Origin of the sequence: Polaribacter sp. IC073 (genome assembly GCF_007997075.1) — a bacterium.
Taxonomy (GTDB): domain Bacteria; phylum Bacteroidota; class Bacteroidia; order Flavobacteriales; family Flavobacteriaceae; genus Polaribacter.
Genome location: NZ_VORS01000002.1, coordinates 141,553 through 164,890, shown reverse-complemented (window position 1 = coordinate 164,890; position 23,338 = coordinate 141,553). Strand labels below are relative to the sequence as shown.

Annotated in this window: 21 protein-coding genes; 12 read left to right on the top strand and 9 right to left on the bottom strand. The window is 29.1% G+C overall.

All coding sequences use genetic code 11. The features are described 5' to 3' along the window. Positions 1 to 609: 609 nt before the first annotated feature. Positions 610 to 1,809: a class I SAM-dependent RNA methyltransferase gene (locus tag ES045_RS03560; RefSeq protein WP_147112532.1), complete on the bottom strand. Its 1,200-nt coding sequence runs from the start codon at positions 1,807 to 1,809 to the stop codon at positions 610 to 612. A gap of 211 nt (positions 1,810 to 2,020) precedes the next feature. On the opposite strand from ES045_RS03560, the gene ES045_RS03555 reads away from it, so the two are divergent. The 5 genes from ES045_RS03555 (at position 2,021) to ES045_RS03535 (ending at position 6,805) form a co-directional block, all read left to right on the top strand. Continuing rightward, positions 2,021 to 2,746, top strand: a complete 726-nt coding sequence (locus tag ES045_RS03555; protein WP_147112529.1) for a class I SAM-dependent DNA methyltransferase — start codon at positions 2,021 to 2,023, stop codon at positions 2,744 to 2,746. Then, entirely contained in the window at positions 2,743 to 3,420 is a 678-nt protein-coding gene (locus ES045_RS03550) for a ZIP family metal transporter (protein ID WP_147112526.1), read from the top strand. The genes ES045_RS03555 and ES045_RS03550 overlap by 4 nt, the downstream gene beginning before the upstream one ends. Positions 3,421 to 3,527: 107 nt before the next feature. After that, entirely contained in the window at positions 3,528 to 4,187 is a 660-nt protein-coding gene (locus ES045_RS03545) for a hypothetical protein (protein WP_147112523.1), read from the top strand. A gap of 4 nt (positions 4,188 to 4,191) precedes the next feature. After that, the gene (locus ES045_RS03540; protein WP_147112521.1) at positions 4,192 to 6,102 is read left to right on the top strand and encodes a sensor histidine kinase; all 1,911 of its coding nucleotides are present in this window, start codon (positions 4,192 to 4,194) and stop codon (positions 6,100 to 6,102) included. A gap of 61 nt (positions 6,103 to 6,163) precedes the next feature. Next, the gene (locus ES045_RS03535) at positions 6,164 to 6,805 is read left to right on the top strand and encodes a response regulator (protein ID WP_189663020.1); all 642 of its coding nucleotides are present in this window, start codon (positions 6,164 to 6,166) and stop codon (positions 6,803 to 6,805) included. On the opposite strand, the gene ES045_RS03530 is transcribed toward ES045_RS03535, so the two are convergent. Continuing rightward, positions 6,802 to 8,985: an ATP-dependent DNA helicase RecQ gene (locus ES045_RS03530; protein WP_147112518.1), complete on the bottom strand. Its 2,184-nt coding sequence runs from the start codon at positions 8,983 to 8,985 to the stop codon at positions 6,802 to 6,804. The two genes, ES045_RS03535 and ES045_RS03530, sit on opposite strands and share 4 nt — an antisense overlap. A 139-nt stretch (positions 8,986 to 9,124) precedes the next feature. Here ES045_RS03530 and ES045_RS03525 point away from each other — a divergent pair, with 139 nt between their 5' ends. The 4 genes from ES045_RS03525 (at position 9,125) to lptB (ending at position 12,259) form a co-directional block, all read left to right on the top strand. Then, positions 9,125 to 10,093, top strand: coding sequence for an SIS domain-containing protein (locus ES045_RS03525; protein ID WP_147112514.1), 969 nt, complete (start codon positions 9,125 to 9,127; stop codon positions 10,091 to 10,093). Continuing rightward, positions 10,093 to 10,920, top strand: a complete 828-nt coding sequence (gene tatC / locus ES045_RS03520; protein ID WP_147112512.1) for a twin-arginine translocase subunit TatC — start codon at positions 10,093 to 10,095, stop codon at positions 10,918 to 10,920. The genes ES045_RS03525 and tatC overlap by 1 nt, the downstream gene beginning before the upstream one ends. Beyond that, positions 10,895 to 11,239, top strand: coding sequence for a carboxymuconolactone decarboxylase family protein (locus tag ES045_RS03515; RefSeq protein ID WP_147112509.1), 345 nt, complete (start codon positions 10,895 to 10,897; stop codon positions 11,237 to 11,239). The genes tatC and ES045_RS03515 overlap by 26 nt, the downstream gene beginning before the upstream one ends. A 282-nt stretch (positions 11,240 to 11,521) precedes the next feature. Continuing rightward, entirely contained in the window at positions 11,522 to 12,259 is a 738-nt protein-coding gene (lptB, locus tag ES045_RS03510) for an LPS export ABC transporter ATP-binding protein (RefSeq protein ID WP_147112506.1), read from the top strand. On the opposite strand, the gene ES045_RS03505 is transcribed toward lptB, so the two are convergent. Both ES045_RS03505 and ES045_RS03500 read right to left on the bottom strand, forming a co-directional pair. Then, positions 12,256 to 13,452 (bottom strand): GAF domain-containing sensor histidine kinase, encoded by a 1,197-nt coding sequence (locus ES045_RS03505; protein ID WP_147112503.1) that lies wholly within the window; start codon positions 13,450 to 13,452, stop codon positions 12,256 to 12,258. The two genes, lptB and ES045_RS03505, sit on opposite strands and share 4 nt — an antisense overlap. Then, positions 13,449 to 14,177 (bottom strand): CDP-alcohol phosphatidyltransferase family protein, encoded by a 729-nt coding sequence (locus ES045_RS03500; RefSeq protein WP_147112500.1) that lies wholly within the window; start codon positions 14,175 to 14,177, stop codon positions 13,449 to 13,451. Before ES045_RS03500 ends, ES045_RS03505 begins: the two co-directional genes overlap by 4 nt. 106 nt (positions 14,178 to 14,283) lie before the next feature. On the opposite strand from ES045_RS03500, the gene ES045_RS03495 reads away from it, so the two are divergent. The 3 genes from ES045_RS03495 (at position 14,284) to ES045_RS03485 (ending at position 17,598) form a co-directional block, all read left to right on the top strand. Then, a complete protein-coding gene (locus tag ES045_RS03495; RefSeq protein WP_147112497.1) occupies positions 14,284 to 15,267 on the top strand; it encodes a YheT family hydrolase in 984 nt (327 codons plus the stop codon). A 70-nt stretch (positions 15,268 to 15,337) separates the two neighbouring features. Then, positions 15,338 to 16,408: a PorV/PorQ family protein gene (locus ES045_RS03490; RefSeq protein WP_147112492.1), complete on the top strand. Its 1,071-nt coding sequence runs from the start codon at positions 15,338 to 15,340 to the stop codon at positions 16,406 to 16,408. A gap of 5 nt (positions 16,409 to 16,413) precedes the next feature. Then, entirely contained in the window at positions 16,414 to 17,598 is a 1,185-nt protein-coding gene (locus ES045_RS03485; protein ID WP_147112489.1) for a DUF4105 domain-containing protein, read from the top strand. Here the strand turns inward: ES045_RS03485 and ES045_RS03480 are convergent. The 5 genes from ES045_RS03480 to ES045_RS03460 are packed head-to-tail and all read right to left on the bottom strand — an operon-like array spanning position 17,578 to position 23,337. Beyond that, the gene (locus tag ES045_RS03480) at positions 17,578 to 18,957 is read right to left on the bottom strand and encodes a sugar transferase (protein ID WP_147112487.1); all 1,380 of its coding nucleotides are present in this window, start codon (positions 18,955 to 18,957) and stop codon (positions 17,578 to 17,580) included. The two genes, ES045_RS03485 and ES045_RS03480, sit on opposite strands and share 21 nt — an antisense overlap. Beyond that, positions 18,957 to 19,697, bottom strand: coding sequence for a glycosyltransferase family 2 protein (locus ES045_RS03475; protein WP_147112484.1), 741 nt, complete (start codon positions 19,695 to 19,697; stop codon positions 18,957 to 18,959). Before ES045_RS03475 ends, ES045_RS03480 begins: the two co-directional genes overlap by 1 nt. Beyond that, positions 19,690 to 20,976 (bottom strand): phenylacetate--CoA ligase family protein, encoded by a 1,287-nt coding sequence (locus ES045_RS03470; protein ID WP_147112481.1) that lies wholly within the window; start codon positions 20,974 to 20,976, stop codon positions 19,690 to 19,692. The genes ES045_RS03475 and ES045_RS03470 overlap by 8 nt, the downstream gene beginning before the upstream one ends. Beyond that, positions 20,976 to 21,980 (bottom strand): glycosyltransferase family 4 protein, encoded by a 1,005-nt coding sequence (locus ES045_RS03465; protein ID WP_147112479.1) that lies wholly within the window; start codon positions 21,978 to 21,980, stop codon positions 20,976 to 20,978. The genes ES045_RS03470 and ES045_RS03465 overlap by 1 nt, the downstream gene beginning before the upstream one ends. Next, on the bottom strand, positions 21,970 to 23,337 hold the full coding sequence (locus ES045_RS03460) for an O-antigen ligase family protein (RefSeq protein WP_147112476.1): 1,368 nt from the start codon (positions 23,335 to 23,337) through the stop codon (positions 21,970 to 21,972). The genes ES045_RS03465 and ES045_RS03460 overlap by 11 nt, the downstream gene beginning before the upstream one ends. Between the last annotated feature and the right edge of the window lies 1 nt (position 23,338).

Sequence of the window (23,338 nt, the reverse complement as noted above, 5' to 3'; positions counted from 1 at the left end):
TTCTAGTAATTCCTATTAAATCATTAGAAATTGATCGAACAGATATTCTCTATAATTAAAGTGAATCAAAACTAATAAAATTAGAATTAAAATGATGTTTTTAAGGAAAGATTGTTTTGTTAACTTACAATAAAGAGTGTCTTATCGACAAAGTGAAGAATAAGCGATGAGAAAACTACTATTTTTTAAGGTATAACTGTTGAGATTCCTCAATCGCCTAAAAAGGTTCATTTCGGAATGACATTTAGAAAATAAAATTACAGTAACTAAATAGCATTAAAACAAAGAATGTCATTTCAACAGAGTGCAAAATGAACGATATTAAAACTACTATTTATGAGTTGTAACTATAGAGATTCCGCAATCACCTAAAAAGGTTCATTGCGGAATGACAATGGAAAACAATCTATTAATAGAAAGTGAAAATACATTTAAAAAGTAGCTCGCTTTGTTCCTCGCAATGACGAAAAGTCAGCAAAAAAGAATTAGCCCTGATTGAAACGGCATCCTTTTTGTTTTTTACAAAAAGATACAGTGAAAAGCAGGAAATAGCTTCTAATAAAAATTTAGTGCATTACATTAGCGGGCTACTTTGTTCCTCGCAATGACTTAGTCTTCTAAATCTGTTTCAGAATCTGTATCCGTTTCTTCTTTGTGTTCTTTAAATTTACGCGTTCCCTCGTACAAATCGTATCTTACAAACTTACAGTCTAAATCGGCATTTTTTAATGCGATTCTTTTTGAAGTTCTTAAGCCAACACTTTTTAAAGCGTCTGAATCTGAAGTAATTAACCATGCTGTAGAACCTGGGTAATTATTTTTTAACGTATCGCCAATTTTCTTGTAAAATTCTTCTGTATCGATATTTAAACGCTCTCCATAAGGCGGATTGAATAAAATAGTGGTGTTTCCAAAAACTTCTTTTTTAGAGTTAAAAAAGTTTACATGGTGCACACCAATAAACTCGTCTAAATTAGCATTTTCTACATTGGCAATTGCTTTTTCAACTGCAGAAGGTGCTTTGTCAAATCCCATTATTTTAAAATGAGAAGAACGAATTTTCTTTAATAAAGATTCTTGAATTGTAAAATACAAGTCTTCATCATAATCTTTCCATTGCTCGAAAGCAAAGAGTTTTCTGTTGATGTTTGCCGGAATATTATTGGCAATCATTGCTGCTTCAATTAAAATTGTACCAGAACCACACATTGGATCGATAAAATTTTCTTCACCAGTGTACCCCGATAATAAAACCATACCTGCTGCCAAAACTTCGTTAATTGGCGCAATGTTTGTAGCAGTTCTATACCCTCTTTTGTGCAAAGAATCTCCCGAAGAATCGATAGAAACAGTTAATAAATCTTTCTGAATGTGAATGTGGATTTTAACGTCTGGATATTTTAAATCTACATTGGGTCTTTTGCTATATTTATGACGAAAATAATCTGCAACGGCATCTTTAGATTTTAATGAGATATAGTGAGAATTAGTTGTAAAGTTCTTAGAATTTACAACGGCACCAATTGCGAATGTACCTTCTACGTCTAAATAATTTTCCCATTTTATTTTCTGAATAGAATCGTAAAGATCTTCTTCATCGTAAATTTTACAAACTTTTATAGGCTTTAAAATTCGAACAGCAGTTCTTAAAGCAATATTTGCTTTGTACATAAAACCTTTGTCTCCTCTAAAAGAAACGCTTCTTACAGCTTCCTTTACATCTTGAGCTCCTAAGTTTTTTAGTTCTTCTGCTAAAACACCTTCTAAACCGAAAAGTGTTGTTGCCGTCATTTTAAAATCTTTTTCCATACGTATAAAATTGGTTGCAAAAATACGTTTTATTGTTTAAATTGATGAAGTTAGAACTAGGAAGTTTTCACTTAAAATAATACAATAAAATTGGCCTTATTTATTCTTATAAATTTAAGGAATCATTGGTTTTTTATAAAAAAATATAGTTTGTTATAATTTCATTTTACAGAACGTAAGATTTGGTTACTTTTACAGACTGAAAGCGCTTATGAAAACAAAAGATTGGTTTACAGATTGGTTTAATACAAAGTATTATCATATTCTTTACAAAGAAAGAGATAATTCTGAAGCTCAGTTATTTATGAAAAATATTACTGAGTTTATTGGTTTAAAAAAAGCTGCTCACATTTTAGATTTACCTTGTGGGAAAGGACGTCATTCTGTATTTTTAAACTCTTTAGGTTATAAAGTTACGGGTGGCGATTTGTCTGAAAACAGTATTAATGCTGCTAAAAACTATGAAAATGATTCTTTAAAGTTTAAAGTTCATGACATGCGAGCGGCTTTCAAAAATAAATACAACGCTGTCTTTAACCTGTTTACAAGCTTTGGCTATTTTGAGGATGACCAAGAAGATATTCTAATTTTACAGAATATTAAAAACGGATTGACATCAAATGGTTTTTTTGTATTCGATTTTTTAAACGCTGTATTGGTAAAAGAAAATTTGGTTGAAGAGGAAACAAAATCTGTAGACAATATTACCTTTCATATTAAAAGAGAGATTACAAATGGCTTTATTCTAAAACATATTTCTTTTTTTGCTGATGGCGAAAATCACTCATATACCGAGCGTGTAAAATATTTAGATTTAGAAAAAATGACTTCTTATTTAGAGAAAGTTGGTTTTACAATTGAACATATTTTTGGCGATTATCATTTAAAGACCTTCGATGCTAAAAATTCTAACCGCTTAATTATAGTTGCAAAATGAATTACATCTTATTAATTGCTTCTGTACTTTTAGGCGCGTTACTAGTTTTTATTATAAAACCTGGTAATAAAATTGTGCGCTTGTTATTGGCTTTTAGTGGTGCTTATCTTTTATCTGTTACTATTTTGCATTTATTACCAGAAGTGTATACAGAAACTACAGATTCTAAAAGAGTAGGTATTTTTATTTTAATTGGTATCATTTTACAATCGGTATTAGAATCTTTTTCTAAAGGAGCAGAACATGGTCACATTCATATTCATTCAGATGGCAAAGAGTTTCCTACTTTACTTTTTGTGAGTTTGTGCTTGCATGCTTTTTCTGAAGGTTTGCCTATTCACCATGCAGGTGATAATTTATTATGGGCAATTATTGTTCATAAAATTCCCATTGCTATTGTATTAACTACCTTTTTAATTCAAACAAAATATTCAAAAAAAATAGTTTTTAGTTTCCTCTTTTTCTTCGGAATTATGAGTCCGTTAGGAGTTTTACTAGGAGATAAAATTGATTTTTTCATAAACTACTATACAGAAATTACAGCCGTTATTATTGGTGTTTTCTTACATATTTCTACAATAATTCTTTTTGAAAGCTCAGAGAATCATACCTTTAACTTACAGAAATTTACGGCCATTCTTTTAGGAATATTACTTACCATTTTTACTTTATAATTTTTTTGCTTATTTTTAGTGAGTTGAATATACCTAGTTGTAGGTATGTTTGGTGTCTTGATATTTATGATATTGGGAATAATTACAACCAACTAAAACTAAATCTAATGCATGAAACCCTAAGATCATCCTTTAAATTACAAAAAGAAAACGCTGAATGGCAAAGAATAACTTCAGATTCTGCAAACAACACCTTCTTCAGTATATATGCAAAATTCTATTTTAAAGAAGATTCCTTCACGCCTAATTCTTGCGATGTTAAAATTCAAAATTACACAGGAAGTATTACTTATGGAATATCTAACGTAGCCTCTGAAATAAAATTTATTTATGATAAAGATATAAAAGACTATGTTTTCTTTTTTACTATAAAATTAAAACCTCTTTTTGCTAATGATGAAATGACCAATATTTCTTTAGAATTTAAGAATCTAAATCACAAACATTATAAAAACACTGAACCTACTTCTAATTTTTCTAGCAATCACTTAATGTTTGTACATTTAGAATATGAAAATCATCATAAAGAAGAACTTCCTATTGAAACAAATATTAATGATTTAAATTTTATCGACCAAAACCATTACCTAAGAGATGGAGATGAAATTAGGGGTGTTTCCTATATAGATTACAGTACTAATAATTTATATGATCCGCATGATTCACCTGTAAAAACAGAACTTATAATTCCTGTAAACGGAGTAAAAGAAACTGTTTTTTATGTAACAAGTAGACCATGTAGAGATATTTATGTAAGATTTTTCTAAATAAATGAGATTAATAATTTTAGTTTTCTTCTTATTAAAATCATCTATTTTGCTGTTTTCTCAAAATAGTAAGATGGATGATTTCTTAATTGAGGTTCGGAATGAAAATTATGAAGTAGCAGAAAACATAATTGAAACTTTTAATTTTAAGAATGATGAATGTGCAGAAAGTTACGAACTTCATTTTTTTATAGCATTATCTAAAAATAAAGGAGTCGGATATTTAAAAAACTACAAACCATTATTTTACGAAGCTACAAAATGTTCTAACAACCTTTTTATAAAAACAATTTCAAAACTAAATTATGCTCTTTTTAACTATTATTATAAAAAAAATGCTGATGTTTCTGTTTTATCTATTTATTTAGAATTATTAAAAACTTTAGAAAAAACTGATTTAAAGACACTTAAAGGAGAAGTTCTACGTAGAATATTAGAGTATCATAATGATATTTTTATACTTAAAGATTATTCCTTTAAAAATTACACAGTATTATATAAGAAAGTAGCTTTTGACGAATTAGATATTCAAATAGCCGATTTCTATAACTTGAGTATTGGTATTAAAAATACAGATTTAAGCTTGTCTAATACCAATTATAATAAAACTTTAAGCTTGATAAAAACGCTCAATATTCACTCTTACAATAATAAGTTATTAATCATTGCAGGGAATTACCTAGAGGAATTTGTTAGTAAAAAAGAAGCTTATCATTTATATTACAAATCTTTAGCAAATAATAAAAACGATTCTCTTGGAGTTAATATCCTTTCTAATCTTGGCTCTAGATTAAATTTAGCAATCTACTATTATTACAATAATAATTTTAAGAAAGCTATCAAGGAGTTAAAAACGATTGACCAATATACAGGGAAATTAATTGATCGAAAAAAAATATATTTTGATTATTGGTTGTCTTTAATCTATGAGAAAACTAATAATTACGAAAAAGCATATCAACATATTAAAACGAGTAGAAGAAATCAGTTTTCATTTAATCAAAATAATCATCTTTTAGCGATAAGAGATATTCAAACGAAATATAAAACAGAAAAAAAAGAGAAAGAAAACCTTCAACTTAAACAAGATAATTTAGAAATTGAGCAAAAAAGGAAACAGAACAGAAATCTTTTAATTGCATCCCTCCTATTTATTATTTTAGGAGGAACCATTGGTTTTTTAACGCTTAAAAATTCAAAAAGAAAAAGAAAACTAGCTGAACAAGAAACTGAGTTAGAAACTCAGAAAAACTTAACCTTTTTAAAAGAGCAGGAGCTAATTACTATAAATGCTATGGTAGACGGACAAGAAAAAGAGCGTAAGCAAATTGCAGAAGATTTACACGATAATTTAGGTTCTGTTTTAGCTACTTTAAAAATGCATTTCGAGAACCTTCAAATACATAAAGATAAAAAGAAAATCAATCAAGATAAATTATTTGATAAAACAGAAAGTTTAATTGATGAAGCCTATTTAAAGGTAAGAAGTATTGCACATGCCAAAAATGCTGGCGTTATTGCAAATCAGGGGTTGCTAATTGCCGTACAAATGATGGCAGAAAAAATCTCATCCGCAGATAAAATTAAAATTGAAGTAATTGATTTTGGCCTGAATAAAAGGTTGGAAAATAGTTTAGAAATCAGTGTTTTTAGAACAATTCAAGAATTAATTACCAATGTTATAAAGCATGCTGAAGCACATAATATTACGATAAACATTTCTCTTTTTCATAAAAACCTTAATATTATTGTTGAAGATGACGGAAAAGGTTTCAACACAAAAAAAATTGATATAAAAAAAGGAATGGGCATTGGAGCTATAAAAACTAGAATAAAACATTTAAAAGGTACTTTTGAAATTGACTCAACACCAAAAAAAGGAACCTCAATAATTATTAATATTCCGGTTGTATAAATACCTATTGATAGTGATTTTATAAGATATAAATTGATGTATTTTTATTGAAAACAAAACTATGATTACAATTATAATGGCAGAAGATCATCAAATGCTAATAGACGGCGTAAAATATTTCTTTGAATATGACGAGAATATTACGATTATTGGTGCCGTAAATAACGGAGAAGAATTGGTGAAACTGGTTTCTTTAAAGCAACCAAAAATGGTTATTACAGATATTAGAATGCCAAAAATGGACGGAATTGAAGCTACTAAAATAATAAAGAAGAAGTTTCCGCACATTCATGTTTTAGCAATGACTATGTTTGATCAACCAGAAGCGATAAAGCAAATGTTAGATGCTGGTGCAACGGGTTATCTTTTAAAAAATTCGGGAATTAAAATGCTCTCGAAAGCAATTATTGCCGTTTCAAACGGTGAAACTTTCTTTGATCCTAATGTAGCTTTCAACTTTATGAATAATTATATCGATAAAAATGTAACAATTGGTTCTTCGGATAAAATTATTTTATCAAACCGAGAAAAAGAAATCCTAGGTTTAATCGCAAACGGAAAAACATCAAAAGAAATTGCAGAAACATTATTTTTAGCAAAAACAACCATAGACACACATCGAAAAAACATGATTCGTAAATTAGACTTGTCTTCTGGTAATGAATTAATTAAATATGCTATTGATAAGAAATATCGATTCTAATTCCCTACTTCATTTATAAATTTAATACGCATTAAACGCAATTCTTCTTCATCGTAATCCCCATCAAACTCATCTAAAGCTTCTTGTATACTATCTGTTTCAGCTTCCATAAAATACTCATGAATCTCTTCTTGCTGATCTTCATCTAACAAATCATCTAGCGCATAATCAATATTCAGCTTTGTACCAGAATAGATAATGGCTTCCATTTCTTTAATTAAATCATTCATTTCCTTGCCCTTAGACTTGGCAATATCATCTAATGGTAATTTTCTATCTGTATTCTGAATAATATATAATTTTAATCCAGAATTAACACCTGTACTTTTAACAATTAAATCGTCTGGTCTTAAGATATCATTTTCGGCAACATACGTGGTAATCAACGCAACAAAATCTTTTCCAAACTTTCTGGCTTTACCTTCTCCCACTCCATGAACTTTAGACATTTCTTCTAAATTTATAGGATATTTCAAAGCCATATCATCTAAAGATGGATCTTGAAAAACAGCAAATGGAGGAACTCCTTGTTTTGTAGCCACTTTTTTACGTAAATCTTTTAACAGTTTTACTAAAACTACGTCAGAAACTCCGCCAGAAGATTTTGCATTTGTAATAATTGCATTGTCATTTTCTTCTGAATATGAATGATCTTCTGTCATCATAAAAGAAGAAGGTTCTTCAATATATTTTCTTCCTTCATCCGTTAGTTTCACAACACCATATTGTTCAATCTCTTTTTTGATGAAATAAACAACCAAAACCTGACGAATTAACGCCATCCAATATGCGGCAGATTTATTTTTACCGATTCCGAAAAAGGGTTGTAAATGTGTTTTATGTGAAGTTAATAAGGCGTTTTCTTTGCCAATTAGTGTATTTACAACTTCTTTAGATTTATATTTTTGAAGCGTTTTTTTAATTACAGTTAGTAATTTTACAACATCTTCTTTTGCTTCATGTTTTTTCTTCGGATTTCTAGAATTATCATCCATATCGGCTCCATCGCCGTTTACTTCATCAAATTCTTCCCCGAAATAATGCAATAAATATTTACGCCTGTTCATTGAAGTTTCTGCATACCCAACAACTTCCTGTAATAATGCATGCCCAATTTCTTGTTCTGCAACTGGCTTGCTAGACATAAATTTCTCTAATTTCTCGATATCTTTGTACGCGTAAAAAGCCAAACAATATCCTTCTCCATCATCTCGCCCAGCTCTACCAGTTTCTTGATAATAACTCTCTAAACTTTTAGGAATATCGTGATGAATTACAAAACGAACATCTGGTTTGTCAATTCCCATACCAAATGCAATGGTTGCAACCACAATATCACAATCTTCCATTAAAAACATATCTTGATGCCTCACACGCGTTTTAGCGTCTAAGCCAGCATGATAAGGAACAGCATTTAATCCGTTTACTTGTAAAATCTGAGCAACTTCTTCTACTTTTTTTCTACTTAAGCAATAAATAATTCCAGATTTTCCTATTCGTTGCTTCACAAAACGAATAATATCTTTCTCTACCTCTTTGGTTTTTGGTCTTACTTCATAAAATAAATTAGGCCTGTTAAAAGAAGCTTTAAATCTATTTGCATCTGTAATACCTAATGTTTTTAAAATATCTTCTTGTACTTTTTCTGTAGCAGTTGCAGTCAAACAAATAACAGGTACATCATCAATCGCTTTAATAATGTGTTTTAAATTTCTGTATTCTGGTCTAAAATCATGTCCCCATTCAGAAATACAATGCGCTTCATCTATAGCCACAAAAGAAATCTTTTGTGTTCTTAAAAAAAGCACATATTCTTCTTTTATTAAAGATTCTGGCGCAACGTATAATAGTTTTGTAATACCGTTGGTAATATCTTCTTTAACCTGAGCAATCTCAGTCTTATTTAGAGAAGAATTTAAAACGTGTGCAACCCCGTTATGTTCAGAAATACCTCTTATGGCATCTACTTGATTTTTCATTAAAGCAATTAATGGCGAAACTACAATTGCTGTACCTTCTTGCATTAATGCTGGGAGTTGATAGCACAGAGATTTACCACCCCCTGTTGGCATAATAACAAAGGTATTATTTCTCTCTACTATACTCTTAATAACTTGCTCTTGTAAGCCTTTAAATTTATTAAATCCAAAGAACTTTTTTAGAGGACCATGTAAATCCATTTATAAAAATATTCGTTTAACATTAAAAACAACGCACAAACCTTCTATAATATTGGTTGTAACTTTTTTTTGTAGTAAATTTGCTTGTTTCTTAATCTAAAGATATAACTTTTTTTTATTCTGATAAAATACCAAACTATTGAAAAAATCAAATCCTATTTTACAAACAGCAAAAGAGACCATTTTATTAGAAAGCGGTGCTATTGCGAATTTAGCAAATTTATTAGACGAAAACTTTGAAAAAGCAGTTAATTTTATTTTAAATTCTAACGGAAGAGTTATTGTAACCGGAATTGGCAAAAGTGCAAATATTGCGACAAAAATGGTTGCTACTTTTAATTCTACTGGAACGCCTGCAATTTTTATGCATGCTGCAGATGCCATTCATGGAGATTTAGGTAACGTGCAAGAAAATGATGTTGTTATTTGCCTTTCTAAAAGTGGAAATACCCCAGAAATTAAAGTTTTAGTTCCGTTAATTAGAAATTACGGAAATAAAATAATTGCCATTACTGGTAACGTAGCTTCTTTTTTAGGAAAAAATTCTGACTTCCCTTTAAATACATTTGTAGAAAAAGAAGCATGTCCTAATAATTTAGCGCCAACATCTAGCACAACAGCACAATTAGTTATGGGAGATGCATTGGCTGTTTGTTTGCAAGACTTAAGAGGTTTTTCTAGTAAAGATTTCGCAAAATATCACCCAGGTGGTGCTTTGGGAAAGCGTTTGTATTTAAGGGTTTCCGATTTGATTAAAAATAATCAAACGCCTAAAGTAGACCTAAATGATTCCGTAGTAAAAGTAATTGTAGAAATTTCTGAGAAAAGATTAGGAGTTACAGCCGTTTTAGAAAATGAAAAAATAGTTGGTATTATTACAGATGGTGATATTAGAAGAATGTTAAGTAAAACAACAGACATACATCACGTTACTGCAAAAGATATTATGGGTAAAAACCCAAAAACAGTGCAACAAGACGCAATGGCTATTGAAGCTTTAGAAAAACTAGAGACCAATAGTATTACCCAAATATTAGTAGTTGATGAACACAATACATACGTTGGTGTGGTTCATTTACACGATTTAATTAAAGAAGGAATTTTCTAATGGCAGAAAAACAAAAAGACATGTCCTTTTTAGGGCATTTAGAAGAATTAAGATGGCACTTAGTAAGAAGTGCGGCTGCAATATTTATCATTGGTGTTTTATTATTTATTTTTCAAAAAGAGGTGTATGAACACTTTTTGTTGGCGCATAGGAAGCCCGATTTTATTACCTATCAATTCTTTTGTGATTTCTTTAATTTTATAGGAGTCGATAGTACTTTCTGTAATGTAGAATTTAACGATAATTTAATCAGTTTAAAACCTACACAACAATTAATGAATGCCATTTGGTCTTCATTTATTTTAGGTATTATTTTATCATTTCCTTATTTATTATGGGAGCTTTGGCGTTTTATTTCTCCAGGATTAACTAGTAAAGAAGTGAAGAACTCTAAAGGATTTATTTTTATTGCTTCCTTTTTATTTTTCTGCGGAATCGCTTTTAGCTTTTATGTAATTGCACCCATATCTATACATTTCTTATACAATTATCAAATTTCAGATTTAATACAAAACAATTTTACATTAGATTCTCATATTGGTTTAGTTACAAATATGTTATTAGGAATTTCTATTCTTTTTGAATTGCCTGTATTAATTTATTTTTTGACAAAAATAGGTTTGGTAACTCCAGAATTTCTAAAAAAATACAGAAAACATGCGTTGGTAGTTGTCTTAATTTTAGCTGCTATTATTACGCCTCCAGATATTGCTAGTCAAGTTATTGTAGCAATACCAATACTTATTTTATATGAAATAAGTATTAAAGTCTCTAAAATGGTGATCAAAAAACAACAAAAAGATGCACAAAAAAGTCCAAGAGTTTAACGATTATCGTTCTAAAATGAACGAAAAAATCTTAGCTTCTGATAATAAAGTTATTAAAAGAATATTTAATTTAGATACAAATGCTTTTAAAGAAGGGCATTTGCCTGTAAAAACCAAAGAATTGTTAGGTTTGGTAGCTTCCACAGTTTTAAGATGTGATGATTGCGTACAATATCACTTAGAAGCATCAAAAAAGAACGGGGTTACTACAGAAGAAATGATGGAAACCATGTCTATTGCGAACTTAATTGGAGGAACTATTGTTATTCCGCATTTAAGAAAGGCAGTGGAATATTGGGAAATGTTAGAAAATGAGTAAATCAGTTGGCAGTTTTAAGTGGGCAATATTTAGTGGCAATAACACTTTAAGTTAAAAATTTGTGTTTTTGCGGTTGGTTTTAATTATTAAATAAGCCTAACTTTTGTCATTCTAAGTTTGTAAAAAACTCCGAGCCTAAATTGTAATTTTTAAACATGTAATTTTTTAACGGTGTAAATAATTACATGTTTAAGAAGGCTTTAAGACTCTTAAACGGCATGTTTATTACTTTTACACAAATGAACAATTAAAAGGTTTTACAATTACACATCAATAAAAAATATGATTTTAAAAGCAGAAAACATTCAAAAAATCTACGGAAGTAGAAAGGTAGTAAAAGGAATTTCTTTGGAAGTTCAGCAAGGTGAAATTATTGGTCTTTTAGGACCAAATGGCGCTGGAAAAACTACCTCTTTCTATATGATTGTTGGCATGATAAAGCCAAATGCAGGTAAGATCTTTTTAAATGATGAAGAAATAACCAAAGACGCCATGTACAAACGTGCACAAAAAGGAATTGGGTATTTGGCACAAGAAGCATCTATTTTTAGAAAATTATCTGTAGAAGACAATATCATGTCTGTTTTACAATTTACAGGACGTTCTAAAAAAGAACAAAAAATAAAATTAGAATCTTTAATAGAAGAGTTTAATATTGGCCATGTTCGTAAAAACAGAGGAGACTTATTATCTGGTGGCGAAAGACGTAGAACCGAAATTGCACGTTGTTTAGCTTCTGACCCAAATTTTATTTTATTAGATGAACCTTTTGCAGGTGTAGATCCTATTGCGGTAGAAGACATACAAAGCATTGTAGCACATTTAAAAGATAGAAATATTGGTATTTTAATTACAGATCATGACGTGCAGGCAACTTTAGCAATTACAGATAAAACCTATTTAATGTACAACGGAAGCATCTTAAAAGAAGGAACTCCAGAAGAATTAGCTGCAGATGAAATGGTACGTAAAGTGTATCTAGGTAAAGATTTTGAATTGAAAAAAAGGAAGTTTTTTTAATTTTTAATTATTGGAAATTTTAGACAAAATTCAACTCCTTCTTCTTCTTTGGTTTTTTTAAGATCAATACTCCCTCCTAACCTCTCTAGCATAGAACTAACGGTAGACAGCCCAATTCCAGTACCTTTTTCACTATCTAACGTTTCAAAAAGTCCAAATACCTTATTATGGTATTTTTCTTCGATTCCAGGACCATTATCTTTGTAAATTATGCGGTAATAATCTGATTCTACTTCTAGAGAAATAGAAATAACGGTTTCTGCTTTATCATTAAATTTTATACTATTTGATAATAAATTTTGAAATATTTGAATGAAAGCTATTTTAGACTGTTTTAAAGATATAGTACAGCCAGAATAACTAATTTTATAAGAATTATTCCAATTACTAGAAGATTTAATCTGAGCTAGTAAACCTTCTAAATGAAACGTTTCAAAAACGATTTCAGCATTTGTAGTCTTTGTAAAATTCAACATTCCTTCTACCAATGAATATAAATAAGAGCTGCGGGAAGAAATTAAATTAAGCCAACTTTTTCCTTGTGTATCTAATTTATCCGCATAATCTTCTTGTATTACTTCAGAAAGGTATTTTATTCCACTTATAGGTGTTTTTAAATCATGTGATAATCGATATGCGAATTCACTTAATTGTTTATTCAACCTTAAAACTTCGCTATTCGCTGTTGTTAATTCTTGGTTTTTTTTTCTTAATTCTAAAAGATGAACAACCTGTTTTGCTAATAACTTTAAACTCTCTTTTTGAGTATCACTCAGCTCTTTTGGCTGATTGTCTATAACACATAAAGTGCCTAAAGGATACCCTTCTGAACTATTTAATGGAGCACCAGCATAAAAAACTACATTAGGTTTACCTGTGGTTAATGGGTTGTCATGAAAGCGTTTGTCTTTTGTTGCATCATTGATTATAAATAACTCATCTGGTTGTAAAATACTGTGTGCACAAAAAGCAAGATCTCTTGGTGTCTCTGTAGCATCTAAACCATGGTGAGATTTAAACCATTGTCTATTTTCATCTATAATAGAGACGAGCCCAATGGGAGTATTACAAATACCTGAAGCAATTTTTGTAATTGCATCATAATCTTCTTCGGGTAAAGTGTCTAAAATATTATAAGAATTTAAAACGTTTAACCTTTCTGCTTCATTTGGAGGTAAATTAGCTGGTATCATGAATTTTGTTTAGGAATATCTATTTTCTGTATTAAAGATAAAACTACGTATAATATTATAATAATTGGTACAGAAATAAAATTTAAAGTGACAATCATTACTAATGAAATTAATAAAAATAAATATTTTACTAAATTATTTTTCAGTGAATATTCTTTAAATTTTAAAGAGAATAATGCAACTTCAGCATTCATTAAATACGTTAAAACTAAAGTAACCGCTATTAAAAAGTAATTGTTCGCAATTAGATTCTGAACAAATTCGATGTTAGAATATTCTTGTATTAAAGGCAATGAAATAACAAATAAACTCATTGCTGGTGTTGGCAAACCAATAAAAGATTCTGATTGCCTTGTGTCTATGTTAAATTTTGCAAGTCGGTAGCAAGCTCCTAAAGTTAATAATAACCCCATAAAAGAGAGCAAACTATAATCCATTAAAGAATTATCAAAGCTTGAATTATTATTTAGATCGATCAAATTAAACATAATAATTCCTGGAACAACACCACTTGTAACCATATCTGCTAAAGAATCTAATTGTTTTCCTAATTCTCCTGAGACATTTAAAAGACGTGCCGCAAATCCGTCAAAAAAGTCGAAAACAATTCCTATGACAACAAATACCCCTGCTAAAACAAAATCGCCTTGAACCGCCAAAATTGTTGCAATTGTTCCGCATAAAAGATTACCGAGCGTTATTAAGTTAGGAATGTGTTTTTTCATATGTTATTTTGATTAAAACGCTAAAATAACAAATCCTCTTTTGGTAATTTTCTAAAAATCTTTATTTTTTATGTATTTTTAAAAAATAGCAATTAAAACTGAATAAATGCCACTATTAAAATCGGACTTCTCTCCTACTTTGCCTTTTAGAAACAGTCATTTTAATACCATGTACAGACCCCTTTTTATGAAAGATGTTTGTAGTTATCAGCGAAAAAGAATTACAACTTGGGACGCAGATTTTATCGATTTAGATTTTTCTTTGGTGGGTTCAAAAACTTTAGTTCTTTTAATTCATGGTTTAGAAGGAAGTTCAGAATCAAAATACATTGCATCTACCTCTAATCATCTAAATAAAAAAGGCTTAGATACTGTTTGTTTTAATTTAAGAAGTTGCAGTGGTGAAGATAATTTATTGTTAGCCACCTACCACAGTGGAAAAACGGAAGATGTAGATTTTGTTGTAAATCATCTTTTAGAAAACTATGATTACGATTCAATTTTAATGATTGGTTTTAGTTTAGGAGGCAATTTAACGTTGAAATATTTAGGCGAATATCAACAAAAATTATCAGAAAAAATTAAAGGCGGAATTGCAATTTCTGTCCCGATAGATATAGCTTCGGCAGAAGTAGAAATGGAAAAATTAAAGAACAAACTATACATCGAAATGTTTTTTAAAACAATGAAGAACAAAGTTTTAGAAAAAGCTCATAAATTTCCAGAATACAATTTAAATAAAGACAAATTATTTAAAGCGACTAAATTTAAGCACTTAGAACATTTGTACACCGTGCCCGTTTTCGGATTTAAAAATCCAGAAGATTATTGGAAAAAAGCGAGTGCAAAACCTTTTATCTCTAATATTGATAGACCCACTTTATTAATTAATGCAAAAGATGATACTTTTTTATCTGAAGAATGCTACCCTAGAAAAGAAGCCCTAAAATCTCATCATTTTTATTTAGAAATTCCAGATTATGGCGGGCATTGTGGTTTTATGAGCTCTTTTAAACCGCATGAAAACACTTGGTTAGAAAAAAGAATAACTAAGTTTATAGCAGAAAATATTTTAATTGAAGCTTCCTAAACAATAACTTTTAAAAACTACAGTTATTTTAAATAGTATTTAAGATATTTGCTACAGAAATTTTTATATTTTGAAATTCAGAATTTTACTTTTATTCTTATTTTTTTCATTCTTTTTAAGCGCACAATCCTTTAGAAATTATTCTAACGAATTTTTAAATATTGGTGTAGATGCTGCTGCTTTAGGAATGAGTAAAGCGGTTGTTGCTACTTCTAATAATGTAAATTCTATATACTGGAATCCTGCGGGTTTAGTTGGTATAGAAGATTATCAAGGTTCTTTAATGCATGCTTCTTATTTTGCTGGAATAGCAAATTACAACCATGCTGCGTTTGCAATGCCAATAGACAAAGAAAGTGCTTTTGGTATTTCTATAATCCGTTTTGGTGTGGATGACATTCTAAATACTACAGAATTAATTGACAGCGAAGGAAATATCGATTTTAATAGAATTAGTCTTTTTTCTGCCGCAGATTATGCCTTTAATATTGCATACGCTAGAAATCTTATTTTTAAAAATGTAAAATTTGGTGTGAATGCTAAAATAGTGAGAAGAACCATTGGTGATTTTGCTTCTTCTTGGGGATTCGGATTCGATGCTGGAATTCAGTTTGAAAGAAACGATTGGAAATTCGGAATCATGGCAAGAGATATTACCACAACATTTAATAGTTGGGCAATAAATCAGGTTGAATTTGATAAAATTAAAGATGCTATTCCTGGGCAAAATCAAGAATTACCAGAAACCACGGAAATTACAAAACCAAAATTACAAATAGGTATAGCTAGAGAATTTAGAATTGGGCGCTATTTCAACTTACTTGCAGAAGTAGATTTAAATGTTCGTTTTGCGAGAACGAATGATCTTTTTTCTTCGGATGTAGGAAGTATAGATCCTGCAATTGGCTTTCAACTAGATTATGACAACATTGTTTATTTAAGAGCTGGTGTTGGTAACTTTCAATATATAACTCAGTTTAACGATTCTAAATCAGTGTCTTTACAGCCAAATTTTGGTGTTGGTTTCAACTACAGAGGAATTCGAATAGATTATGCTCTAACAAATATTGGGAGTGTTGGTAATGCTTTGTTTTCTAATATTTTCTCAATTACTTTCGATTATACTTTTCTTAGACCTTAATTTTTATGAAGAATAAATTACGCTTACTTATCTTATTTTGTTTTTTATCAATCATTAAAAATAATGCTCAAGTACATCTTTCTGTTTATTCAGAAATTTCTATCGTTACTGCGGGTCCTGGTGAAGAATTGTATGAAAAATTTGGTCATTCGGCAATCAGAATTAAAGATCCTCTATTAAAATTAGACCTTATTTATAATTACGGAATTTTCGATTTTAATGCGCCTAACTTCTATTCTAATTTCGCACAGGGTAAAATGTATTATTTACTTGCTAGATATGATTTTAAATACTTTTTAGCAAGTTACAAAAAAGACAAACGTTGGTTAAAACAACAAGTATTAAACCTAAATCAAACAGAAAAACAGCAATTTTTTGTTTATTTAGAAAACAATGCTTTAGCAGAAAATGCAACGTATTTGTACGATCCTTTTTTTGATAATTGTGCTTCTAAACTTAAAGACATTACACAGACTATTTTAAATGAGGATGTCCTTTTAAATTCTGATAAAATTGAAAATAATAAGACATTAAGAGGTTTAATGAACCAAGAAATCTATTGGAACACTTGGGGTAATTTCGGAATTAATTTAATTGCAGGAACTATTTTAGACGAAAAAAGAAATCAATTATCGTATACTTATTTACCAGATTACCTTTATAAAACCTTCGAAAATGGAAAAATTAAGAATGGTGAAAAATTAATAGACCTTGTAAAAAGAGAAGATGTTTTATTAAATTTTGATGAAACAGACAATTCTTCAAGCGCATTTCATCCTTTCACTGTATTTACTTTTTTACTATTGCTCGTGGTTTTTATTACATATAAAGATTTTAAAAATAACAAGAGAACTAAATATTTAGACTTTATAATTTTCTTTACAACCGGCCTAATCGGAGTAATTATAACGTATTTATGGATCTTTTCTTCACATAAAACGGCGCCTAATAATTTTAATATTTTATGGGCATTTCTTCCGAATTTGTTCGTTGCTTTTTTAATCCTAAAAGAGAAAGCTCGGAAATGGCTGCAGAAATATATTTTAATCCTTTTACTCTTTTTAATGATAATTCCAATTTTATGGATACTAGGAGTTCAAATATTTCCTGTTGCGGTAATGCCTTTATTGGTTTTGTTTTTTATACGGTATGTCTTTCTCTATAAATACTTATTGCCCTCTAAAAAATAATACCGTCGTAATTGTTTTAATCAGTATTTTAAAATCTAAAAAAGCATTTCTTTCTTTAATATAATACAAGTCGTATCTTAATTTTGTTTCTTGCTCTTCTAATGTATTTGCATACGGATAATTAACTTGTGCCCACCCCGTTAATCCCGGTCTTACAACATGCCTAATTGCATAAAAAGGAATCTGATCTTCTAAATCTTTTACAAACTCTGGCCTTTCTGGTCTTGGCCCAATAATACTCATCTGCCCTTTTAGAATATTAAAAAACTGAGGCACTTCATCTAGTCTAGTATTTCTTAAAAATTTACCAAAAGAGGTAATTCTAACGTCTTCTTTCTGTGCCCAAACTGCTCCGTTTTTCTCTGCATCTGTAACCATAGAACGCAGTTTAAATATTTTAAAAACTTTACCATTTTGCCCCACTCTATTTTGAGAATAAAATAACGGACCTCTATTTCCAAATAAATTTCCAATTAAAATTAATGGAGAAACACATAAAAATAAAATACTTCCAATAAAAGAAACAATAATATCTGTAATTCTTAATCCAAAAAGATAAAACCTGTTCGTATTATTCTTACTAAAATTGATGTATTTGTAGAAGTTCTGTTCTAAATATTCTTTTGGTATTCTTAAAGTAATGCTTTCATAAAAACTTTCATAGCTTGTAATATGTAAGCCTTTTTGAAATAAAAATATCAATTCTTTATTTAAAGAACTAATTACTTCTTCTGGCAAACCTTCTTTTGAAACAATGATTTCATTAATTGAATGATCTAGAGAAAATTCAGCTAATTTATCGGTGTTTATATTTCTAAAACCTTCTGCATTTTCAATTGCTCTATCAGAGAAATAAGCTCTTAGATTATGATAATTATCTCCTTTGATTTGGTTTATAAGCTTTTCTATTTTTTCTGATTTGCCTATAAAAATTACGGTCTTAAAAAATTTAGGAGAAAAAATTACTTGTATATAAATAAACCTCCAGAGTGTAACTGGTACAATTAAAATTAAAAAAAGATATAAAATTTGAAGTCTATTATTTGGTAAAACAGGCGCTATAAAAGGCGTGAAAATATAGAATACTGTCGTAATAAATGCGGTAACCACAATACTTCTTACGACTAAATATCTATTATTAGAGATGTTTAAATTGAATAACTGAAAAATTTCTCCAAAAATTAAGTAGTAGAAAACTAATAAAGATACCCAACCAAAAATAGCCTCATTTTTAAAGCTAAAATAATTGAAGTCTAATACTTCAAAAGACATAAATAAGCTGACAATAATAACCAGTATATCCGTTACTCTTAAAAGTATTTTTCTTTCAGAAATATTAAAATATTTTTTTTGAGTCATTAAAATATCTTGTTTAAAACATTTGAAGTTACATAAAATAAAGACTGAAAATAAGATAATTCTTCTACTTTTTTATACAAAATCCAATTCCATTTTAACATTTCAACTTTATTGTTTGATATAGAATTACTTCTATCTCTATAACACGCTAAAACCTCTTGAAGACCATATGCTCTTTCTTCTTTTTTTAAAATTTTAAGCCACAGTGCATAATCTTGTCTTTTTCTAATTTCCGGCATATATATCTTGCCTAAATTATCCTTATTATACATCGCTGTAAGACACCCTATTTTATTTGAATACAACATTTGGCTGTAATTTAAGGTCGGCTTACAAAGTACTATTTTATTTGGTTCTGCATCTTTTTCATTGAAAACATTATAAGAAGTGTACGTTAGGTTGTAGTTCTTCTGAACCATAAAAGCGAGTTGCTTTTCTAACTTTTCTGGATGCCACAAATCATCACTATCTAAAAAAGCAATAAAGTTACCAGTAGCTTCTTCAATAGCTTTATTTCTAGCAATACCAGCACCAGAATTTTCATTCAATCTAATAACTTTTATTCTTTTATCTGTTTTAGAATACGTTTCTATAATGTCTAAACTCTTATCCGTAGAACAATCATCTACAATTATAAGTTCCCAGTTTTTATAGGTTTGAGCTCTTATACTTTGTAGCGTTTGTGCTATAAATTTTTCTGAGTTATAATTTGGAGTAATTATTGAGACTAAACTATTCATTGATTTTAGAAATAAAATTTTTAAGTTTGTTCTTTTCCTGAAGACTAAAAGTTGAATTTTTCTTTACCTCATAGCTAATATCTTTCTTAAAATATTTTTCTATTTCACAAATTAATTTGTTTTCTTCCGAGGTATTTATCATTTGTTCTATCAAAAAAGTTAATGCCCCTTTTTGCTCTTGAATTACTTGATAATTCAATTCGATATTAAAGTTTTCGGAAAGATTTTTAAAAATATAATATAAATATAAACTTGGATATGTTTTGTTGAAACCGTAAATATTTTCTCCTATTCGGCCGGTAACTTCTTCTAAAATTTGATGTTCCAATCCACATTTACACTTTTCTCCACTTAAATCTAACTTAATATAATCTCCTAATTTATACCGAATAATAGGAAAAGAATGCATTTGAAGATTGGTTACTACTATTTCATTATCAATTTCCTCTACAAGCACACCTTCCATGTTTATGTGCATGCGACCAAAAGGGCATTCAAAAGCTATAATTCCAGCTTCTGTTGCTCCATATTCACTAATAATCTTCGACCCAAAAGCTTCTATAATTTCTTCTTGGTAGCTCTCTAATATTTTTTCTGAAGTACCTTTCACCATCTTAATTTTAGAAGGTTTAGATAATTTTTTAGCATTTATTAAAACTGCTGTTTGATAAATCATTGAAGAATATCCATGAACATAACGCGCCTTTTTCAACTTATTTATAAATTTTTTAAGTTGCTTTTCATTAAAGCTAAAAACCCTAAATCTGTTTTGAATTTTATCTAACAAACTATTTTTACATTTCTTTAAAAACGAAAAATTTGACCCCCAAAAATAGCCATTTCTATCCCAATAATTCACATTATACCAAGAATACCCTCTTTGTATGGCTGCTCTATTAAATGAATCTGCGGCTTCTTCTCTATTAAAAACTAAAGATCTACCGCTAGATCCTGAAGTTCTTGCTACAAACTGTTTTTTAAAATTGATGTTTGTATGTACATCAGAGCTATATTTAAAAAGTTCTTCTTTTGTAATAATTGGAACTTTTTTTAAATCTGATAAATAATTTATTTCAGATATATTTATATCTTTTAATTTCTCTTTATAAAAGGAAGAATTATCTGTGGCTATTTTTAGTAATTCTTTCAGTTTTTTAAGTTGGTATTTTTCTAATTCGTCTAAACTCCACTTTTCAGAAGCTTTAAGAAAGGTATATTTTTCTTGTAAAGAAGGGTTTCTTAACTTTTCACCTATTTTATAAATAATTCTATAAATCATTAGCGTAAAATTTTTAACCAATCATTTCTTATACTTTCCCAACCAAATTTTTCAACTTTTGCTCTTGCATTTATAGCAATATCTTTATGATTCCCATTAATTATAGAAATTACATACTCAACCATTTTTTCAACATCATTTTTAGCTACTAATAAACCATCTTCTAAATTTTCAATTACATAAGGAATACCGCCGACATTTGTAGAAACTACTGATAAACCTAACGCCATAGCTTCTATAACACTTACTGGAGTATTGTCTATATTAGTCGTATTGATAAAAATATCATACGCTTCTGATTTTTTATGCCATTCACTTTTCGGAAGAAAACCAGTGATTTCAACGTTATTTTCTAAATTATATTTAGAAATTAAACTTTTTACATCTTTTAAAGAACCATCTTTATCAGGACCGATCATACATAATTTGGCTTCTGGATAAATTTTCACTAATTTCCTTAAAACTTCGATTGCCATTGTAGGATTGTAGATGTTATCAAAAGCTCTTACATAAAGTAATTTTGACTTTATAATTTCTCTTTTAAGAAAAGGATACTTCTCTGTCTCTAAAATATTAGGGATTTTTTGTACTACATATCCTTTGTTTTCAAATTCATATTTTAAATAGTCTGATGGTGAAATATTCACATCAGAGTTTTTAAAAATTAGTGCAGACATTTTAGGAAATTTTTCTAATCTATGCGGCAAATTTCCTCCATGTAAAATAGGAATGTATTTCAGTTTTAAAAACCGTGCTAGTTGAGAACATACCAAAGCATAATAAAAATTTGAAGTACTATACGTATCTATTAATACGTAATCCACCTTTTTCCTTAGGTTAATAATACAAAAACACATGTCTAGTAACCTCAAAAACTTATTTACTTTAGCAGATGCTTCATATATTGTATACCCTTCTTTATTCAAAAAAAAACTTAAATTTTTAAATGTAGTTGGGTTTTCTGAATGCATATTACCAATATAAAGAATCTGTTTATGCATCATCTACACTCTTTTTATCAATTATATCTTCGGCTTCTTCTTCATTAGTGCCTGTAATATTTAATAAACTAAGTGCATATACAAAACCCGGTAAAGCAATTCTCATAGCAGAGTGATTAATTGTCAAGAACCAAATTGCATAGAAAGAGAGGATAAATGCTCTTTGATAATTGTTCCCTCTAAAAAAGTTAAAAAGAGGCACCACCAAAAGTATTATTAAAAGAAGAAGACCAATATAACCATGTTCTTCCAATAATCTGCCCACCTCATTGTGTGACGCTCCTGTAACTCCTTCTCCTTGATTTAATCTTTCATATTTTCCATTCCCTACTCCAATACCTAAAGGGTTTTCTAAAAAATTTTCCATTTGAATTTGTAATATATCAACTCTTCCAGTTGTAATATCTTTCTGAACTCCAATTGCATTTTTACCGGTATACCTGTTATTTAACATTCCGCCTGTTATGTCTAAAGTATAAAGCCAAATCGACAAAATAAAAGCAATTGATACTAATGCATACCTTAGTATGATAGTAAAAGCAATTTTTTTATGTAATAAATAAAAGAAGAGAAATATTAGTAAAGTGACAACAGCAGTTAAAATACCTCCTCTAGAAAATGTTAATAGCCCTCTGTAAGAAAAGTAAATTAAAAAAATAGCATCTAGAAATAGATACCCAGACAGCTTTTGTTTTGATAATAAATAGACTGTTAATATAAACATGCCCAAACCAATTGCTGATGCCACTTGATTGGGTCCAAAACCACCGGAAGTTACAAAATTAGCCTCCCCTCCAAAAACGATTTCACTTAAATCTGGCGTTCTAAAGTAGAGATAAATGATCATAGAAAAAAGCGGCAATAACATAAAAAAAAGCATGTCCATTAGCTTTTTTAAAGTAATTTCTCTTTGATAACAATAAAATGCAGCAATACCTAAAACGATAGGACCACTTAAATTAAAGGTAATATTTGTTCTTAAAGACTCTCCTTCAGGAACTTGTGTAAATACAATTCCTAACAATAATAATAGAATGTAAAATACATATTGTACAGAAAATACTTGTTTAAACTTCCCTAAAACAATGCCCATCGTTAAAAATAGTAATACAGCATACTTACCGGTTTCATAAAAAATAAAACCTCCTGTCATTCTAATAAAAACCTCTGCGCCTACAATATAAGCCGCAAAAAGTAGTGCTTCTTCATTTTTATTATTTGTCTGAAAAATGATAAATATAGGCAGCATAATAGTAATCAAACCAAATAATGATGGAAAAAAGCCTTTTGTTCCTAAATATCCAATAACCAAATGAATACAGATAAATAATAATTTATTTCTTAATATTTTTTCGACCAAG

Coding starts and splice junctions, on each gene's coding strand:
- ES045_RS03560 (WP_147112532.1), bottom strand. CDS start 1,809: ATGGAAAAAGATTTTAAAATGACGGCAACAACACTTTTCGGTTTAGAA.
- ES045_RS03555 (WP_147112529.1), top strand. CDS start 2,021: ATGAAAACAAAAGATTGGTTTACAGATTGGTTTAATACAAAGTATTAT.
- ES045_RS03550 (WP_147112526.1), top strand. CDS start 2,743: ATGAATTACATCTTATTAATTGCTTCTGTACTTTTAGGCGCGTTACTA.
- ES045_RS03545 (WP_147112523.1), top strand. CDS start 3,528: ATGCATGAAACCCTAAGATCATCCTTTAAATTACAAAAAGAAAACGCT.
- ES045_RS03540 (WP_147112521.1), top strand. CDS start 4,192: ATGAGATTAATAATTTTAGTTTTCTTCTTATTAAAATCATCTATTTTG.
- ES045_RS03535 (WP_189663020.1), top strand. CDS start 6,164: ATGATTACAATTATAATGGCAGAAGATCATCAAATGCTAATAGACGGC.
- ES045_RS03530 (WP_147112518.1), bottom strand. CDS start 8,985: ATGGATTTACATGGTCCTCTAAAAAAGTTCTTTGGATTTAATAAATTT.
- tatC (WP_147112512.1), top strand. CDS start 10,093: ATGGCAGAAAAACAAAAAGACATGTCCTTTTTAGGGCATTTAGAAGAA.
- ES045_RS03515 (WP_147112509.1), top strand. CDS start 10,895: ATGCACAAAAAAGTCCAAGAGTTTAACGATTATCGTTCTAAAATGAAC.
- lptB (WP_147112506.1), top strand. CDS start 11,522: ATGATTTTAAAAGCAGAAAACATTCAAAAAATCTACGGAAGTAGAAAG.
- ES045_RS03505 (WP_147112503.1), bottom strand. CDS start 13,452: ATGATACCAGCTAATTTACCTCCAAATGAAGCAGAAAGGTTAAACGTT.
- ES045_RS03500 (WP_147112500.1), bottom strand. CDS start 14,177: ATGAAAAAACACATTCCTAACTTAATAACGCTCGGTAATCTTTTATGC.
- ES045_RS03495 (WP_147112497.1), top strand. CDS start 14,284: ATGCCACTATTAAAATCGGACTTCTCTCCTACTTTGCCTTTTAGAAAC.
- ES045_RS03485 (WP_147112489.1), top strand. CDS start 16,414: ATGAAGAATAAATTACGCTTACTTATCTTATTTTGTTTTTTATCAATC.
- ES045_RS03480 (WP_147112487.1), bottom strand. CDS start 18,957: ATGACTCAAAAAAAATATTTTAATATTTCTGAAAGAAAAATACTTTTA.
- ES045_RS03475 (WP_147112484.1), bottom strand. CDS start 19,697: ATGAATAGTTTAGTCTCAATAATTACTCCAAATTATAACTCAGAAAAA.
- ES045_RS03470 (WP_147112481.1), bottom strand. CDS start 20,976: ATGATTTATAGAATTATTTATAAAATAGGTGAAAAGTTAAGAAACCCT.
- ES045_RS03465 (WP_147112479.1), bottom strand. CDS start 21,980: ATGATGCATAAACAGATTCTTTATATTGGTAATATGCATTCAGAAAAC.